Raw genomic sequence first — 13,373 nt, 5'->3', positions numbered from 1 at the left:
TGATATCCGCCTAGAATTCCACGCTTTCCCTGATGGCCTCGTAGACCTTCAGGTGATTCGGCAAGTGCTCCTTCTCAAGCACCAGCGGGAAGGGGGTGTCCATCCCGGTTACCCGCGCAATGGGAGATTCCAGGTACAGGAAGCAGCGCTCCTGAATGGTCGCTGCAATTTCGCCGGCAAAGCCGCCAGTGAGAGGAGCTTCGTGGGTAATCACAAGGCGCCCGGTTTTGAGCACGGAATTGGCCACGGTTTCCACATCCCAGGGCAGGATCGACCGGAGGTCAATCACCTCGCAGGAAATGCCTTCCTTCTCAGCGCGCTCAACCGCCTGGTCTATCACGTCCATCTGGGCGCCCCAGCCAAGAATGGTCACGTCAGTGCCTTCCTTGGTGATCTCGGCTTCACCCAGAGGCAGGCGGTAATCTTCATCTGGCACCTCGCCCACGGAGGCCCGGTACAGGCGCTTGGGTTCAAAGAACAGCACCGGGTTGGGGTCGTGGATGGCAGCCAACAGCAAGCCCTTGGCCTGATGGGGGTTGCGGGGCACCACGATTTTGAGGCCCGGGGTATGGGCAAAATAGGCTTCCGGAGATTGAGAATGGTAAAGGCCGCCGGCAATGCCACCACCGTAGGGTGCACGAATGGTCAGACCGCCAACGTTAAAGAGGTTGCCGGAGCGATAGCGGTATTTCGCCGATTCGTTCACGATCTGATCGAAGGCCGGGAAGATGTAGTCGGCAAACTGAATTTCAGCCACCGGCACAGAGCCCTGGGCGGCCAGACCGTTGGCAAAACCGATAATGCCCTGTTCCACCAGCGGTGTGTTGAAACAGCGGGACTTGCCGTATTTCTGTTGAAGATTACTGGTAGCGCGGAACACGCCGCCAAAAACGCCCACGTCTTCACCGAAACACAATACTTTGTCATCGGCCGCCATGGCGGTATCCAGGGCATTGTTGATGGCCTGGAGCATATTCATCTTGGTCATCTCACGCTCCTCCCTTAACGTGTTCGGCGCTCTTTGGGTACTCATCCGGATATCGACGTATGTGAGCCTTCAGTTTCTCAAACTGCTCGGCCAGCATGGGAGGTACTTCGTCGTAGACATCGGTAACCAGAGTTCCGAGGGCTGGTGGCGAACGCTTCTGCGCCCGCTTCATGGTTTCCAGCACTTCCCGGCGCATGTTTTCCTGGAACTGTTTTTCGTCGTCCTCACTCCACCATTTCTTGCTTTCCAGCCACAGGCGCATGCGCAGGATCGGGTCTTTCTCGCGCCATACCGCTTCCTCGTCTTTGCTGCGATAACCGGACGGGTCGTCGGAGGAGGAGTGGGCCGCAAGGCGGTAGCTCATGGCCTCGATCAATACCGGTCGATTGTGTTTGACGGCCAGCTCCCGGGCGGCTCTGGTGGCTTCATACATGGCCAGTACGTCGTTACCGTCTACCCGGATAACGTCCATCTTGTAGCCATAGGCTCTGGGTGCTACGCCGTCGGCTGCGAACTGTTCGGCTGCGGGGGTGGAAATGGCATAACCGTTGTTCCGGCACAGGAAGATGACGGGTACGCGATGGACTGCAGCCATGTTCAGGGCCGCGTGAAAGTCACCCTCGGACGCGGCGCCTTCGCCAAAATAGGTGATGGTGCAGTGGCCGTCTCCCGCCAGCTTCTGGCCATAGGCATAGCCGGTGGCCTGGGGAATCTGGGTGGCCAGGGGCGAAGAGATGGTCATGTAATTCAGCTTTTTCGAGCCGTAGTGCACGGGCATTTGCCGGCCCTTACCGTAATCAAGCTCATTGCCGAAAAGCTGGTTCATGAATTCGTCGATGGAAAAACCGCGGTAGGCGAGGGCGCCTTGCTCCCGGTACTGCGCCATGATCATGTCGTTATCATCCAGCGCGGCGGCGCTGCCGATCACGGCGGCTTCTTCACCGGTACACTGCATGTAGAAGCTCAGACGCCCCTGGCGCTGGGCAGCAAGCATACGCTCATCGAGAATCCGGGTGGTGACCATGGCCCGGTAGATGCGAAGGGCTTTCTCTTTTTCAAGATCCGGCGCTTTGGCGCTCTTATAGAGCTTGCCATCCTGCTTCAGGAGCTTGAACGTGGGAATACGGAATTCCGCACCATCGGTGAACGAGGGGGAATACACAACTTTCGATTTTGTTGTTGTCATAGTCCTCTTCCTGGGGTATTGGCCTGAGGAAACAAAACACGCCTTGTGGGCGTGTCGTTAATGTCATTGTAGACAACCTGGGGAAATCTGATGTGGATCATTCCAGGCTTACCTTTACCTTAACGTAAACTGCATCCATCGGGTAGACCCAGAATGCAGATTTTTATTTAACTGAGCCAAACCGATGAATTTTCCGTGTTGGCCGCAAGCATGCTAACGTCAATACAGGTACTCTATTGAATAGCTTCATTAAACGGACTCTGGTGGGCAGGCATATGAATGTGATCGTGATCGGCGCAGGGATAATGGGAACCACTTTTGCCACCCTGGCGAAGGAACTGGCGCCCGAACTGGATATCACCATTCTGGAGCGACTGGACAGCCCGGGCGCAGGCAACTCCTGGTCTTTCAACAATGCCGGCACGGGCCACGAGGCCAACTGCGAGCTTAACTATACGCCGGTGGATGGCGAGGTAATCTCGGTGGAGAAAGCCTTGAAAATCCATGCCCAGTTCAACGTTGCCAAGCAGTTCTGGGCCTACCTTGTTCGAAAAGGTGCGATAAAAGAGCCCACTAGCTTCATCAACCAGACCCGCCATTGCACCCTGGTCTCCGAGCCGTCCATCGAGGAACTCAAGCTACGCTTCAAGGAAATGTCCGCCCACCACTTTTTTGAGCACATGCGCTTTTCCGAGGAATTTGACGAGATCAAGAGCTGGATTCCCTACACCATGGACGGCCGTCCCCATCACGAGAAAATGGCAGCGACCGTTGTGGAAACGGGAACCGATGTGAATTTTGGTTCCCTGACTGAACAGATGGCGGAATATGCGACGAAGCAGTTGGGCGTAAAAGTCGAGTATGGCGTCCATGTAAAGCGGGTGCACCGAAACCCAGCGGGGAGCTGGTTGGTAGAAACGCAAACCCGGGGCGCTGCCGTTCAGCATCGGGCCGACATACTGTTTGTTGGCGCGGGCGGGGGTGCCTTCCCCATTCTCAAGAAAAGTCATTTACCGTTTGCCCGGAGGTTCACCGGTTTTCCGGTGGGCGGGCGTTTTCTGCAGGCGGAAATTACCGAAGAGCAGGCCCGTCAATACCGCGCAAAAACCTACGGCAAGGCGGAAGTTGGTGCACCTCCAATGTCTGTACCGCATCTGGACCTGCGGGTGGCTGATGGCAGGCATTATTTGCTGTTCGGCCCATTTGCCTCATTCAAGCCCGTTCTGGAAAAAGGGCGCGGATTCATTGATTATCTGAAGGCCATGCGCCTGCACGATATCCCCGGGTTGCTGAGCGTCGCGATAGAGCATTTCGCTCTCGTGAAATACCTGGTTTCTGAGACCTTCAAAGGCGAGAAAAGCATGCTGGAGTCGCTGGAGAAATTCGCTCCGGGCCTGAGCTCCAGGTTTGACTGGAAGCCTATTGAGGCTGGCCAGCGGGTACAGATCATCAAGGATGGGGATCTGCAGATGGGTACAGAGATTATCGTGTCGAAGGATAAAACCTACGGCACAATACTTGGGGCGTCGCCTGGCGCCTCGGTGTCACCTGAGGTGATGCTGCGTGCCCTGGAGCAATTGTTCCCGGCGGTATTTGCTGGAGAGTCCGCCAGATCCAAGCTGAAAGAGATGTTCCCTGAGGACAATCTGGATACACTGATCAGCAATCCGGAGCGGTATCGCGAGATTCGGGACGCCGTAAACTCAGCCTTGGGCATCCAGTCAGAGATACCAGCTTAGCCAAACGTTCTCAGGGACGAACACAAATAGTGAAAGCACTTGAACTCAAGGTTCCACCCGTTGTTCTAGTTATCCTTTTCGGGGCGGCCATGTGGGCTATTTCGAGGCTGTTGCCGTCTGGCTATTTTACCGTTCCGGGCAGGCTGATTCTGTGCACCCTCATGGTCCTGGCTGGCGCAGGTATTGCCCTGGCCGGCGTTCTGGCATTTCGTGCAGCAGGCACCACCGTGGATCCTCGTACGCCCCATCAGTCTGCCAGCCTGGTGGTTGACGGGATTTACCGTTACACCCGCAATCCCATGTACCTCGGATTTCTGCTGATGCTTATTGCGTGGAGCCTGTACTTGGGCAGTGTATTTGCCGCTCTGTTACTGCCTCTGTTCATGCTGTACATGAATCGCTTCCAGATCAAACCCGAGGAACGACACATGCGGGCGTTATTCGGTGACGACTACACCCAGTACGCCTCACGGGTTGGGCGCTGGTTCTAGCCGGATAAGGGAATAAAGTCTTCTTCATCACCGGGTACGGTGGGAAAACGTCGGTTCTGCCAGTCATCCTTGGCCTGTTCGATACACTCCTTACGGCTGGACACAAAATTCCATTCAATAAACCGTCGACCCAGTGGTTCGCCGCCAACAAGGGCGATCCGGGTATCTTCAATCGCCTCAACCGTAACGCCCTCGTGAGCCGCCAAAACGGCCATGGAATATTCAGGCACCTCCGTTCCGCCTGCCCGCAGCTTTCCTTTGGCAACGTACAACCCTCGTTCCTCGGCATCAGGCAGAGTAAGCTTTTGCCCCGGTTTCAGCCATGCCTCAATGTATAGGGTATCGGCAAAGGTCTTGACCGGCGACGCGGCAGCGAAAGCGGTTCCCACGGTGCAGGATTTCACCTTCAAACAGGTAGGTAACGGTCGCAATGCCAATATGGGGGTGAGGGCGCACGTTAATGCCATCCCCGGCCGCAAAATGGGCCGGCCCCATATGATCAAAAAAGATCCATGGCCCGATCATTCTCCGGCCAATTACCGGCAGAACCCGCCTTACCGAAAAGCCCCCGAGGTCACGGTTTCTGGGCTGAAGGAGCTGAACTATGGCGCCACATTCTTCGGTGATGGGGAAATCCATTTCAGTGTCGGGCGCGAGATTGCTCATGGTCAGCTCCGGACTTGAGTTCAATTAAGTGGTGCTCTTGGAGCTTGGTGCCAGCATGGGAAAGTGTCAAATGGGAACGATGGCTATGCCAGAGTTTGGCTTGGCTCAATACTTGTGCCAACAGCTGGCATCGCTATAATTGGCGCCCGCTTTGGTGTGCCCAGGCTGCGAATTTACCGCTCGCCGGCGGCTACGCCAGAAACTGGCACCGGCAGAAGCTCGTGCCACTTGTTGGCATGACGCCTCCAGAGAGTCTATGTACCGCGATTTCAAGACCACCCTTGAGCTCATTACCACTGTGCTGGATAACGCTGATCTGACTTCAGATGAGATCCGAAGACGTTATGCCAACATGCCTGACCGGACATTTAAGCGACACATGGCGATTGCCCGCAAACACGGCGCACAGATGGAATGTGTCTCTGATCCTGCCGGCCGCTATACCTGGATTTGTCGCAACAGAAATCAGATAGAGAGCCGAGTCCGAACCTGGCTGATCTTTGAGCGCGAACGAACACTGGTGGGCGATTCCCAGCTCGACCTTTTGCACCAGTCGCTGTAGTGGCTTTCATTCGCCCGAATGTGGCGCGTGTCGAAATCGCCACCATTGCCTCGATTTTGCTAAGCTTTCAGAGAGCAGGGAGAAGATGCAATGGCCTTCCATAACCCGGATCCAAAAATCCGTGAAATCGAACGTGACAATGCCCGACTACGTGCCGAATTTTTCGCCGAACTGTTTGGCGGTGCGTGGCGTGTGTTTCGCCGGGTTTTGTTGCGCTGTCGGGTCCGCCAGCCGCGCGTTTGTTGCCTGAAAACTGAGTGCGCACCCCACGAAAATTCTGATCAGCGAAGTGCAAGCTGCTCACAGGTACCGCGCTGAGGTTTGCCCGTATACCTGACGAACAACGACGAGATGAGCATTTCATGGCTGCGGCAACTGAAAGTGAGCTTTGGAGTAACCGATATAAGGAGATCGCTCGGGAGGCTTATGTGTTGCTTCGAAACCAAAAACGCACCGTCTCTGGTTCCAAGACGCAAATGAAGCAGCTATAGCTCAGCCGTGGCTTTCGGGCTGAACCTGGCCGCGGATAACAATCTGACCGCTGTATGGGGCCGGTTTTGCTGCATGGTACTCAGCGTCGCGATCCTGAATTTCACCGCGAATCACGATCTGTCCGCTATAGGGGGCGGGCTGAGCCTGCTCCGAGCGGGCCTCATCGGATTTGCGGTCTGCCAGGGTTGCGTTGGCGAGGCTGCCGGGAGAAGCTCGCCGCGCTCCCCGAAGGTGAAGGTGACCTCCAGTGGTTTGGCCGGGCAGCAGAGTGGGTCTTCAGCCGCATAGCTAAACCCGGACAGGACGAGGCCTTTTCCGGTTTCGCGAACGCCAGTGAACAGGCGGTCACCCTTGCCCCCAACGTGACGAACAGAGAGTAAGCGATAGGTCTTGACCGGCGACACGCCAGCAATGCTGTCGTTGATGGCGTACAAGGCAAGGTACTGATTGTTGGTTGCTCCGCCTCCCCAGCCCCCCAGAGTCATGAGCACGGCAACACCGTTGCTGTACCCGGGGCCATTCAGCGATGAGAGGGAGAGGTAAGAGGCACTTTCGGGATAGAAAACCGCCCGCCCATCACTGAGTATGCTTCCCAGCATGCCGGCCTCCTCGGCAAGCTCGTCTGGCAGGGAGGCAGGGTCTGCCAGAGCAAAGCCGCTCCAGAGCAGAAATAGCAGCATTAGAAGGGGATTCATGAACGGACGGACTCCTGCCAATAGTGATACAGATCGCGGATGTTACCAGAGCAGAGTAGTGGCATCGCAGCCTGAATGTCGTCCAGCGGCCAGTCCCACCAGGCCATCTCCAGAAGCCGCGCAATGTCTTCGTCGCAGAAGCGCTGTTTAATAGTTTTCGCTGGGTTGCCGCCCACGATCGTGTAGGGTTCGACATCCCGGGTGATCAGCGCACGGCTTCCAATAACGGCGCCATGACCGATGGTGATGCCGGGCATAATCATTGCCTCTGAGCCGATCCATACATCACTGCCAATCACCGTGTCGCCAGCCCGCTGAAATCCATCCAAGGCACTGGTGAAGGCGGCTTCATCTATCATATAAAAGAACGGAAACGCGGAAACCCAGTCGTGCCGGTGGCCCTGATTGCCTGCCATGATGAATGATGCACCGGAGCCGATGGAACAGAAACTGCCGATAACGAGCCGATCAACGTCATCACGATCAGGCATGAGATACCGGGCGCAATCGTCGAATGAATGGCCATGGTAATAACCGGAATAGTAACTGTATCGCCCGACCCTGATGTTTGGGTTAGTCACCTGGTTTGCGAGAAACTCGCCTTTGAAGGGGCCCTCAAAATGGTTGGTCATGGGGTCTGGAAAGCTCCTGATTCCTTGTGGGTTTCCTGGCTGTGAGGGCTAGCCCATTCTGGTAAGTTTAGCGGGCCCGGGGCAAACAAAGTAGGGGCTGCACTACTCACAGGTTCTATTTCGGAGCCGGAACCCCAGGGTATGCTGGACGATCACACAAGGTGCTAAATTCGTGGTCCGACTTGGCGTTCGGATGAATATCGCTGGAACCGCATGATTGGGAACGCGTAACAGGCATGAGTAGCAGGGGGCGCTATAAACAAAAGCGAACGTTCTAGATCCTCCACTGCGAACCGGTTTTTAATTCAGTCCTGAAGAACAATGAGCCGCTTCAATGGTTCGGCAATGCAAAGCCATTAGTTAACGAAATAGCGGCCCCATTTGTTCATGAAACCTGTTTATACGCAGTATTTGAGCATGAAGCCATGGACCGTTCCCTGTAGTTTGGCTGTAGGAAGCTCAACCAAGCCTTCCGAGAACCGGAAACGTCGACAACATCCACGACGCAAAGAGTGTCATCCGACCGGTGAGCACCATTACTCCCATTACAACGAGCACCAAGCCAGCAAGCGCTCTCAGCAGTCTACTCCAGCGACTGAGCCAGCGTACTCGTTGCCGAAAGTGTTCAATAAACAGGGCGGTTCCGAGAAAAGGAAGAGCCAACCCCAACGAATACGCCGCCAGATACAGCATGCCCGCCTCAGCATTGGCATGCGTGGAGCTGAGCGCCAATATGGCCCCGAGTATGGGGCCTATACAGGGTGTCCAGCCGATGGCAAACGCGGCGCCAATTCCCCAGGTTGCAAGATCAGGAATTTAGTCCCCTAAGTTTTGTAAGTCCGTTAAACTGCCCAGAAATCAAATTTGATACCTTCACTGGAAGGGTCGTTGTCGATGATAACCCTCGACCGCCATAGCATCTTGCCGGTACCGCACTCCGGCAGGGTAATGGTTCCCTGGTAAACACCCTGGGCATTCGGTAGCAGCTGGGTGCGGACCACGCCCATGTACATTTCAAGCCCTTCGAAATCCACGATCAGGGAGTCTGCTGTCATGTTATCGAGACGCACACGAATGGGAATCTCTGTCATCGATTCGATGGCTTCATTACCTAAGCCGACTGTGATGGTTTGATCGCCCTTTCGCCCGATACACTGACCTTCAAAAGGTGCGCATCCCTCGGTGGCGTAAAAAGTGACACCGGCATCCAGATCAGGCTTCAGGTACTGCGGCAACACGAAAATTGCAGCGACCACCAGACTGAAACCGGCTATACCGAATAACCATGACCATTTATTGAAGTGCTGCTTCAACGACATTTTCGAGTTACCGAGATTTAAAGGAGTGTTGTCTGGTATCCGTGAGAAGTCAGGAGGGGCTCTCGGCCTGGTTAATGTCCTGACTTTCGTTCTGTTGATAGCGGCGCTGGTCGTCTGTCCATAGTGTTCTCAGGTACTCGATCACCCACTGAATTTCCTCGTCGGTGAGGGTGTCCTCAAATGCTGGCATAGCCAGCCGATCTGTTTTGTTGAAGGGATGCCGCCATCCCTCGGCAATCATCCTGAACAGCATGGCATCACTGTGGCGCCAGGTGTGGCCGGTCTCATCGTGTGGTGGCGGGGGCATTTCGCCTTTCTCATCCGGTTTGTTCCAGTTGGCCGCACCTTCACCCTGCCATCCGTGGCAGGCGGCGCAGTATTGCTCGTAGATCTGGCGACCCTTGGCCACTTCGGTCGGCAAGCTGTCGCTGTTTGGTGGCGCGCCACCGGCCATCAGAAGGGCCGGGGCAACGAGCAAGACCAGCGGGACAAACCACTTATTCATGAACAGGCACCCATTCGCCAGAGGCGTTCCGCGAAAGCAGGTCTCCGTTTTCCGTGCCCACCACGAGTCCTTCCTTGGGTGAGAATGTCAGAGCGGTGATTGCCTGGGGTATTTCAAGGCCAACCCAGGTTTCGCCGCCGTCAGAACTGTGGTGAAGTTGCCCCTCGATTACGGCGTAGACGTTCTCCGGGGCCGAAGGATCGTAATCAATGGCCGTCACCGCCCCTCGCAATTCGCCGGCATCGCCCCAGAAGCAAAAACAGTCCATGGAACGGGCCACACCACGGGTGGTGCCCGCGAACAGCCAGCCACTTTCCATGCTGCCGGGCATATCCGAGTGCAGGAACGCCTGCACCGGCTCCCGGGGTCCACCGTCAACCTTCACCCATTCGCCACCGCCGTCCCTGGATCGGAACATGCCACCTTCACCAAGATAGGCGTAGAGCGTTTCCGGTTGGGTGGCGTGGGCGGCAATGGCGGTGATTCCGAGATCCGGCAGGGTGTCATTGAGGGAATGCCAGCGCTCGCTAGCATACTCATAGCGCCAGATGCCAAGGCCTGGCCCTGCCAGGTACAGGCGTTCGTCCGCGCCCTTTGCCATGGAACGGGGTTGAGCGCCGGAATCGGACGGTGGCAGCGGGATGTCGGCGGCAGTCTTATCATCAAGAACAAGCAGGCCGCTATCCCGAAGCACCAGCAGGGCGCCGGAGGAGTCAGTCGCCAGCGCTTTCACTGCTTGGGCATCATTCGCAGACTCGGCTTGAACCAGGGCCGGCATGACGGCAACCAACGCGAACAGGAAAAGCCTGGAAACGCCAGAATTCAGGCGGTAAACCATCGTTTTCATGGGGCTGACCTCAGTAATCCTTGTGTTCACGGAAAACACCTTGCTCAGGGCCTTCCAGAAGCCCAGTGCGCCGTCGCCAACAGCTAGCTTGGGCGAAGGCTCCAGGCCTCTTTCCCGTATGTCCGTGAGCAGCTCTCGCCAGCTGGCTTCGGACTCCCGGTGGCCGTCCTCGACCGCAACCAGCTCCTTGTGGCCGTGCTCGGTCACGCCAATGATCACCAGCAGGCAGAGCCGGTCATCCAGGCGGACGTTGCTGTACACGCCGTCCGCCCACCAGTAGACGTAACGCTTCTGGCTCAGGTCTCGTCGCTGCCAGTCCTTGTGCTCATCAAGCCACTTCGCCTTGAGCCGAGACACTGTGTTGGCCGACAGGCCATTGGCTTGTTCACCAACCAGCGCACTCAGGGCCTCCTGGAAATCACCGGAGGAAACACCTCGCAGGTAGAGCCAGGGAATCAGTTCCTCCAGGCTCCGGGCGCGCTTCAGGTAGGGTGGCAGCAGGTGGCTGTTGAAGCGAATGCCAGAGCCACTGCGGTCCCGGACCTTGGGAACCTGGACTTCTACGTCGCTGACGCCTGTCTGAACAGCGCGTTTGGGAAGGTGCCCATTGCGCACCACAGCACGGCGGCCATCCGGCGTCTTGACGTCCGCGTACTGCTTCAACAGGCTCTCCAGCTCCGTCTCAACGGCCTGTGCGATCAGATCCCGGGCACCCTGCCGGATCAACTCGTGCAACGGGTCGTTGCTGGCTACCTCTGGTTGTGAAAGAGCATGCAGGTTAGACTTGGGCATGGCGTATCATTCCTCTGTTGGTTGTGATCTTGGCGGAGATCAACCAACAGGATACGCCACCCCTTCAGCCTGCTTCCATACACCAGAAATCACCATAACTCGGTACTTGGCGTCGCAGCCCTCGGCAAGTACCTGTTTTCGAAAAACAGGGACGATTCTGGACGCGCGAGTAAGAACGCCAGAGGAGATTATGACTACCACCCTGAAGCATGAATTTCATCGGGTACCCATGGCAAGTATGGGAGTTAGACCGAACGCAAAAGCAAAAATAGTCGGGGTTATGCTCTTGCTGGCTGCACTGGCTGCGATCTATTGGGTCATGCTGGAGACCGGAGCATTGACCACCGTGACCAACAAGGCGGCCTTGTCGGAATGGATTGACCAACTGGGGTATTGGGGGCCGGTGGGTATCATTGGCCTGATGATCACGGCCATTGTCCTGAGCCCGATCCCCAGCGCCCCGATCGCCATGGTTGCCGGTGCGGTCTATGGATCGCTATGGGGAACAGTCATCGTGGTTATCGGTGCTGAGGCCGGCGCACTGATCGCTTTCGCCATTGCTCGATCCTTGGGGTACGACGTTATCCATCGCTGGAAGCGACTACGTCCGGTATTGAATTGGCTTGGCAAGGAACGCTCTCAGGGCGCATTGATGCTTGTCATTTTTACATCAAGGTTGGTGCCTTTTATCTCCTTCGATGGGGTCAGCTATGCAGCGGGCCTGACACCACTCGCGTTCTGGCGCTTCGTGGTCGCAACGCTGGCCGGTGTTATTCCGACAGCCTATCTGATCACTGCGTTTGGTGGCTTGCTCATGGCCTCTGAGTCCGGGGTGGTGACGGTGCTTCTGATTCTGGTCAGTGGCATTACCCTGTTACCGATTGTTGCCAAGCTGCTCATGGCTCGCCTAAGGCACCAGAAAGCGTCCGAACTTGCATGATAGAGGTTGGGTTGAAGGCGCCTTGGCAAATACTCATCCCGCACAGCAGGACAGCTGTTTCACGTCTTTGGTGAAGGTTTGCGCGCAGAGCTTGAGGCCTTCCACCATGGTCAGATAAGGAAACAGTTCATCGCCGATGTCCTGCACGGTCATCCGTGACCGAAGTGCAATGACTGCCGTCTGGATCAGTTCACCGGCTTCCCCGGCTACCGCCTGCACCCCCAGCAAGCGTCCCGAATCGCGCTCGGCCACCATCTTAATAAAGCCATGGGTGTTGAAATTCACCAGCGCTCGCGGCACGTTTTCCAGATCCAGCAGACGGGTGTCCACATTGTAGCCCTGCTTGAGCGCTTCGGCCTCTGTCAGGCCAACTGTGGCGACCTGAGGATCGGTAAACATCACCCCCGGCATGGCGCTGAGATCCAGGGTGGCCTCGCCTCCCGTCATGTTGACCGCAGCCCGGCTGCCCCCGGCAGCGGCGACGTAGACAAACTGCGGCTGATCGGTGCAGTCACCGGCGGCATAGACACCGGGGACCGTGGTTTGCAGTTGCCCATCTACCTGAATCGCGCCACGGGAGGTTTCCACACCGATGCCCGCCAGGTTCAGGTTTTCGGTATTGGGTATCCGGCCGGTCGCCACCAGCAGTTGATCAGTTCGTAAGGTACCGGCATTGGTCTCGATAACGAATTCATTGTCGGTATAGTCCACACGGCTGGCCTGGGTCTGCTTGAGCACCTCGATGCCCTCGCGCCTGAACGCCGCCTCTATGGCCTCACCGACGGCGGGTTCTTCACCGGATAGCAGGTGGCTGCGGGCCAACACGGTGACCTTGCTATCCAGCCGGGCGAACGCCTGGGCCAATTCCAGGGCAACAAAACCGGCGCCGATAACGATCAGCCGTTCAGGCACAGTAATTAATGCCAGCGCACTGGTGGAGGTGAGATAAGGCGTCTCAGCCAGCCCCGGTATCGACGGCTCTGCGGGACGGGCGCCAGTGCCAATAAAGGCGCGATCGAAATGGACGTTCTGCTCGCCGCCCTCGTTCAACTGGACCACCAGGTTATTGGCATCGACAAACCGGGCTTCACCGTTCAGGACCGTGATTGCCGTCTGGTCGCGCAGAATCCCTTCGTACTTGGCGTCGCGCAGTTCCTCGACACGCGTCTGCTGTTGCTGAAGCAGGTTCGCCCGGTCCACCTTCGGTATCTGGGCGCTGACGCCCCCGTCAAATGGGCTCTCCGTGCGCAGATGCGCGATATGCGCGGCACGACTCATGATTTTCGACGGCACGCAGCCGGTATTCACGCAGGTACCACCAATAATGCCGCGCTCGATCAGGGTGATGCGGGCGCCGCGCTCCGCGGCCTTCAGGGCAGCCGCCATGGCTGCGCCGCCGCTACCAATCACAGCGATATGCAGGTTTTTGTCACTATTCATTCCGAGTTCCTTGAATTACTGGGGCATTGTCACGGCAGGCGCCGAGTCGCGTGTAACAGAGGGCGCTTGGAGTCCTTTA

At 56.8% G+C, this 13,373-nt stretch carries 14 protein-coding genes and 1 pseudogene; 4 read left to right on the top strand and 11 right to left on the bottom strand.

Translation table 11 applies throughout. From position 1 onward, the window contains the following. Positions 1–10 precede the first annotated feature (10 nt). Both QPL98_RS03305 and QPL98_RS03300 read right to left on the bottom strand, forming a co-directional pair. Positions 11–988 (bottom strand): alpha-ketoacid dehydrogenase subunit beta, encoded by a 978-nt coding sequence (locus QPL98_RS03305; protein WP_022992373.1) that lies wholly within the window; start codon positions 986–988, stop codon positions 11–13. Between the two features lies 1 nt (position 989). Then, a complete protein-coding gene (locus QPL98_RS03300) occupies positions 990–2,174 on the bottom strand; it encodes a thiamine pyrophosphate-dependent dehydrogenase E1 component subunit alpha (RefSeq protein WP_303292671.1) in 1,185 nt (394 codons plus the stop codon). 275 nt (positions 2,175–2,449) lie between these two features. Between QPL98_RS03300 and QPL98_RS03295 the strand changes: the two genes are divergently transcribed. Together QPL98_RS03295 and QPL98_RS03290 are read left to right on the top strand one after the other, a co-directional pair. Continuing rightward, on the top strand, positions 2,450–3,913 hold the full coding sequence (locus tag QPL98_RS03295; RefSeq protein ID WP_011784875.1) for a malate:quinone oxidoreductase: 1,464 nt from the start codon (positions 2,450–2,452) through the stop codon (positions 3,911–3,913). 89 nt (positions 3,914–4,002) lie between these two features. Continuing rightward, positions 4,003–4,404: an isoprenylcysteine carboxylmethyltransferase family protein gene (locus tag QPL98_RS03290; RefSeq protein WP_011784876.1), complete on the top strand. Its 402-nt coding sequence runs from the start codon at positions 4,003–4,005 to the stop codon at positions 4,402–4,404. On the opposite strand, the gene QPL98_RS03285 is transcribed toward QPL98_RS03290, so the two are convergent. Together QPL98_RS03285 and QPL98_RS03280 are read right to left on the bottom strand one after the other, a co-directional pair. Beyond that, positions 4,401–4,793, bottom strand: a complete 393-nt coding sequence (locus QPL98_RS03285) for a pirin-like C-terminal cupin domain-containing protein (RefSeq protein ID WP_049756870.1) — start codon at positions 4,791–4,793, stop codon at positions 4,401–4,403. The two genes, QPL98_RS03290 and QPL98_RS03285, sit on opposite strands and share 4 nt — an antisense overlap. Then, complete coding sequence (locus QPL98_RS03280; protein WP_236078988.1) at positions 4,732–4,929, bottom strand: pirin family protein; 198 nt, start codon at positions 4,927–4,929, stop codon at positions 4,732–4,734. Before QPL98_RS03280 ends, QPL98_RS03285 begins: the two co-directional genes overlap by 62 nt. Positions 4,930–5,326: 397 nt before the next feature. Here QPL98_RS03280 and QPL98_RS03275 point away from each other — a divergent pair, with 397 nt between their 5' ends. After that, positions 5,327–5,632, top strand: a complete 306-nt coding sequence (locus QPL98_RS03275) for a hypothetical protein (RefSeq protein WP_014421613.1) — start codon at positions 5,327–5,329, stop codon at positions 5,630–5,632. A gap of 602 nt (positions 5,633–6,234) precedes the next feature. On the opposite strand, the gene QPL98_RS03270 is transcribed toward QPL98_RS03275, so the two are convergent. From QPL98_RS03270 to QPL98_RS03245, 6 genes and pseudogenes are all read right to left on the bottom strand, one after another. Next, entirely contained in the window at positions 6,235–6,819 is a 585-nt protein-coding gene (locus QPL98_RS03270) for a hypothetical protein (protein WP_011784878.1), read from the bottom strand. Beyond that, positions 6,816–7,451: a type B chloramphenicol O-acetyltransferase gene (gene catB / locus QPL98_RS03265; protein WP_011784879.1), complete on the bottom strand. Its 636-nt coding sequence runs from the start codon at positions 7,449–7,451 to the stop codon at positions 6,816–6,818. Before catB ends, QPL98_RS03270 begins: the two co-directional genes overlap by 4 nt. 459 nt (positions 7,452–7,910) lie before the next feature. Continuing rightward, positions 7,911–8,267 carry a cytochrome c biogenesis CcdA family protein gene (locus tag QPL98_RS03260; protein WP_223268841.1) on the bottom strand — a complete coding sequence of 119 codons (357 nt, stop codon included), beginning with the start codon at positions 8,265–8,267 and terminating at the stop codon, positions 7,911–7,913. A 26-nt stretch (positions 8,268–8,293) separates the two neighbouring features. Further along, entirely contained in the window at positions 8,294–8,770 is a 477-nt protein-coding gene (locus QPL98_RS03255; protein WP_011784881.1) for a hypothetical protein, read from the bottom strand. Between the two features lie 49 nt (positions 8,771–8,819). After that, the gene (locus QPL98_RS03250; protein WP_011784882.1) at positions 8,820–9,275 is read right to left on the bottom strand and encodes a cytochrome c; all 456 of its coding nucleotides are present in this window, start codon (positions 9,273–9,275) and stop codon (positions 8,820–8,822) included. 880 nt (positions 9,276–10,155) lie between these two features. Beyond that, a pseudogene (locus QPL98_RS03245) lies at positions 10,156–10,914 on the bottom strand (IS256 family transposase); the annotation flags it as partial. A 190-nt stretch (positions 10,915–11,104) separates the two neighbouring features. On the opposite strand from QPL98_RS03245, the gene QPL98_RS03240 reads away from it, so the two are divergent. Then, the gene (locus QPL98_RS03240) at positions 11,105–11,854 is read left to right on the top strand and encodes a TVP38/TMEM64 family protein (protein WP_091704929.1); all 750 of its coding nucleotides are present in this window, start codon (positions 11,105–11,107) and stop codon (positions 11,852–11,854) included. Positions 11,855–11,887: 33 nt separating this feature from the next. Here QPL98_RS03240 and merA read toward each other — a convergent pair whose 3' ends face one another. Continuing rightward, on the bottom strand, positions 11,888–13,294 hold the full coding sequence (gene merA / locus QPL98_RS03235) for a mercury(II) reductase (RefSeq protein ID WP_091704926.1): 1,407 nt from the start codon (positions 13,292–13,294) through the stop codon (positions 11,888–11,890). Positions 13,295–13,373 lie beyond the last annotated feature (79 nt).

The sequence above is a fragment of the Marinobacter sp. ST-43 genome, from assembly GCF_030541085.1.
Classification (GTDB): Bacteria; Pseudomonadota; Gammaproteobacteria; order Pseudomonadales; family Oleiphilaceae; genus Marinobacter; species Marinobacter nauticus.
The sequence above is the reverse complement of the archived record's forward strand: the minus strand, read 5'-3'. Positions and strand labels throughout refer to the sequence as shown.

What these genes read in the sequence shown, in the direction of transcription:
- QPL98_RS03305 (WP_022992373.1), bottom strand. Translation starts at nt 988, where the DNA reads ATGACCAAGATGAATATGCTCCAGGCCATCAACAATGCCCTGGATACC.
- QPL98_RS03300 (WP_303292671.1), bottom strand. Translation starts at nt 2,174, where the DNA reads ATGACAACAACAAAATCGAAAGTTGTGTATTCCCCCTCGTTCACCGAT.
- QPL98_RS03295 (WP_011784875.1), top strand. Translation starts at nt 2,450, where the DNA reads ATGAATGTGATCGTGATCGGCGCAGGGATAATGGGAACCACTTTTGCC.
- QPL98_RS03290 (WP_011784876.1), top strand. Translation starts at nt 4,003, where the DNA reads ATGTGGGCTATTTCGAGGCTGTTGCCGTCTGGCTATTTTACCGTTCCG.
- QPL98_RS03280 (WP_236078988.1), bottom strand. Translation starts at nt 4,929, where the DNA reads ATGATCGGGCCATGGATCTTTTTTGATCATATGGGGCCGGCCCATTTT.
- QPL98_RS03275 (WP_014421613.1), top strand. Translation starts at nt 5,327, where the DNA reads ATGTACCGCGATTTCAAGACCACCCTTGAGCTCATTACCACTGTGCTG.
- QPL98_RS03270 (WP_011784878.1), bottom strand. Translation starts at nt 6,819, where the DNA reads ATGAATCCCCTTCTAATGCTGCTATTTCTGCTCTGGAGCGGCTTTGCT.
- catB (WP_011784879.1), bottom strand. Translation starts at nt 7,451, where the DNA reads ATGACCAACCATTTTGAGGGCCCCTTCAAAGGCGAGTTTCTCGCAAAC.
- QPL98_RS03255 (WP_011784881.1), bottom strand. Translation starts at nt 8,770, where the DNA reads ATGTCGTTGAAGCAGCACTTCAATAAATGGTCATGGTTATTCGGTATA.
- QPL98_RS03250 (WP_011784882.1), bottom strand. Translation starts at nt 9,275, where the DNA reads ATGAATAAGTGGTTTGTCCCGCTGGTCTTGCTCGTTGCCCCGGCCCTT.
- QPL98_RS03240 (WP_091704929.1), top strand. Translation starts at nt 11,105, where the DNA reads ATGACTACCACCCTGAAGCATGAATTTCATCGGGTACCCATGGCAAGT.
- merA (WP_091704926.1), bottom strand. Translation starts at nt 13,294, where the DNA reads ATGAATAGTGACAAAAACCTGCATATCGCTGTGATTGGTAGCGGCGGC.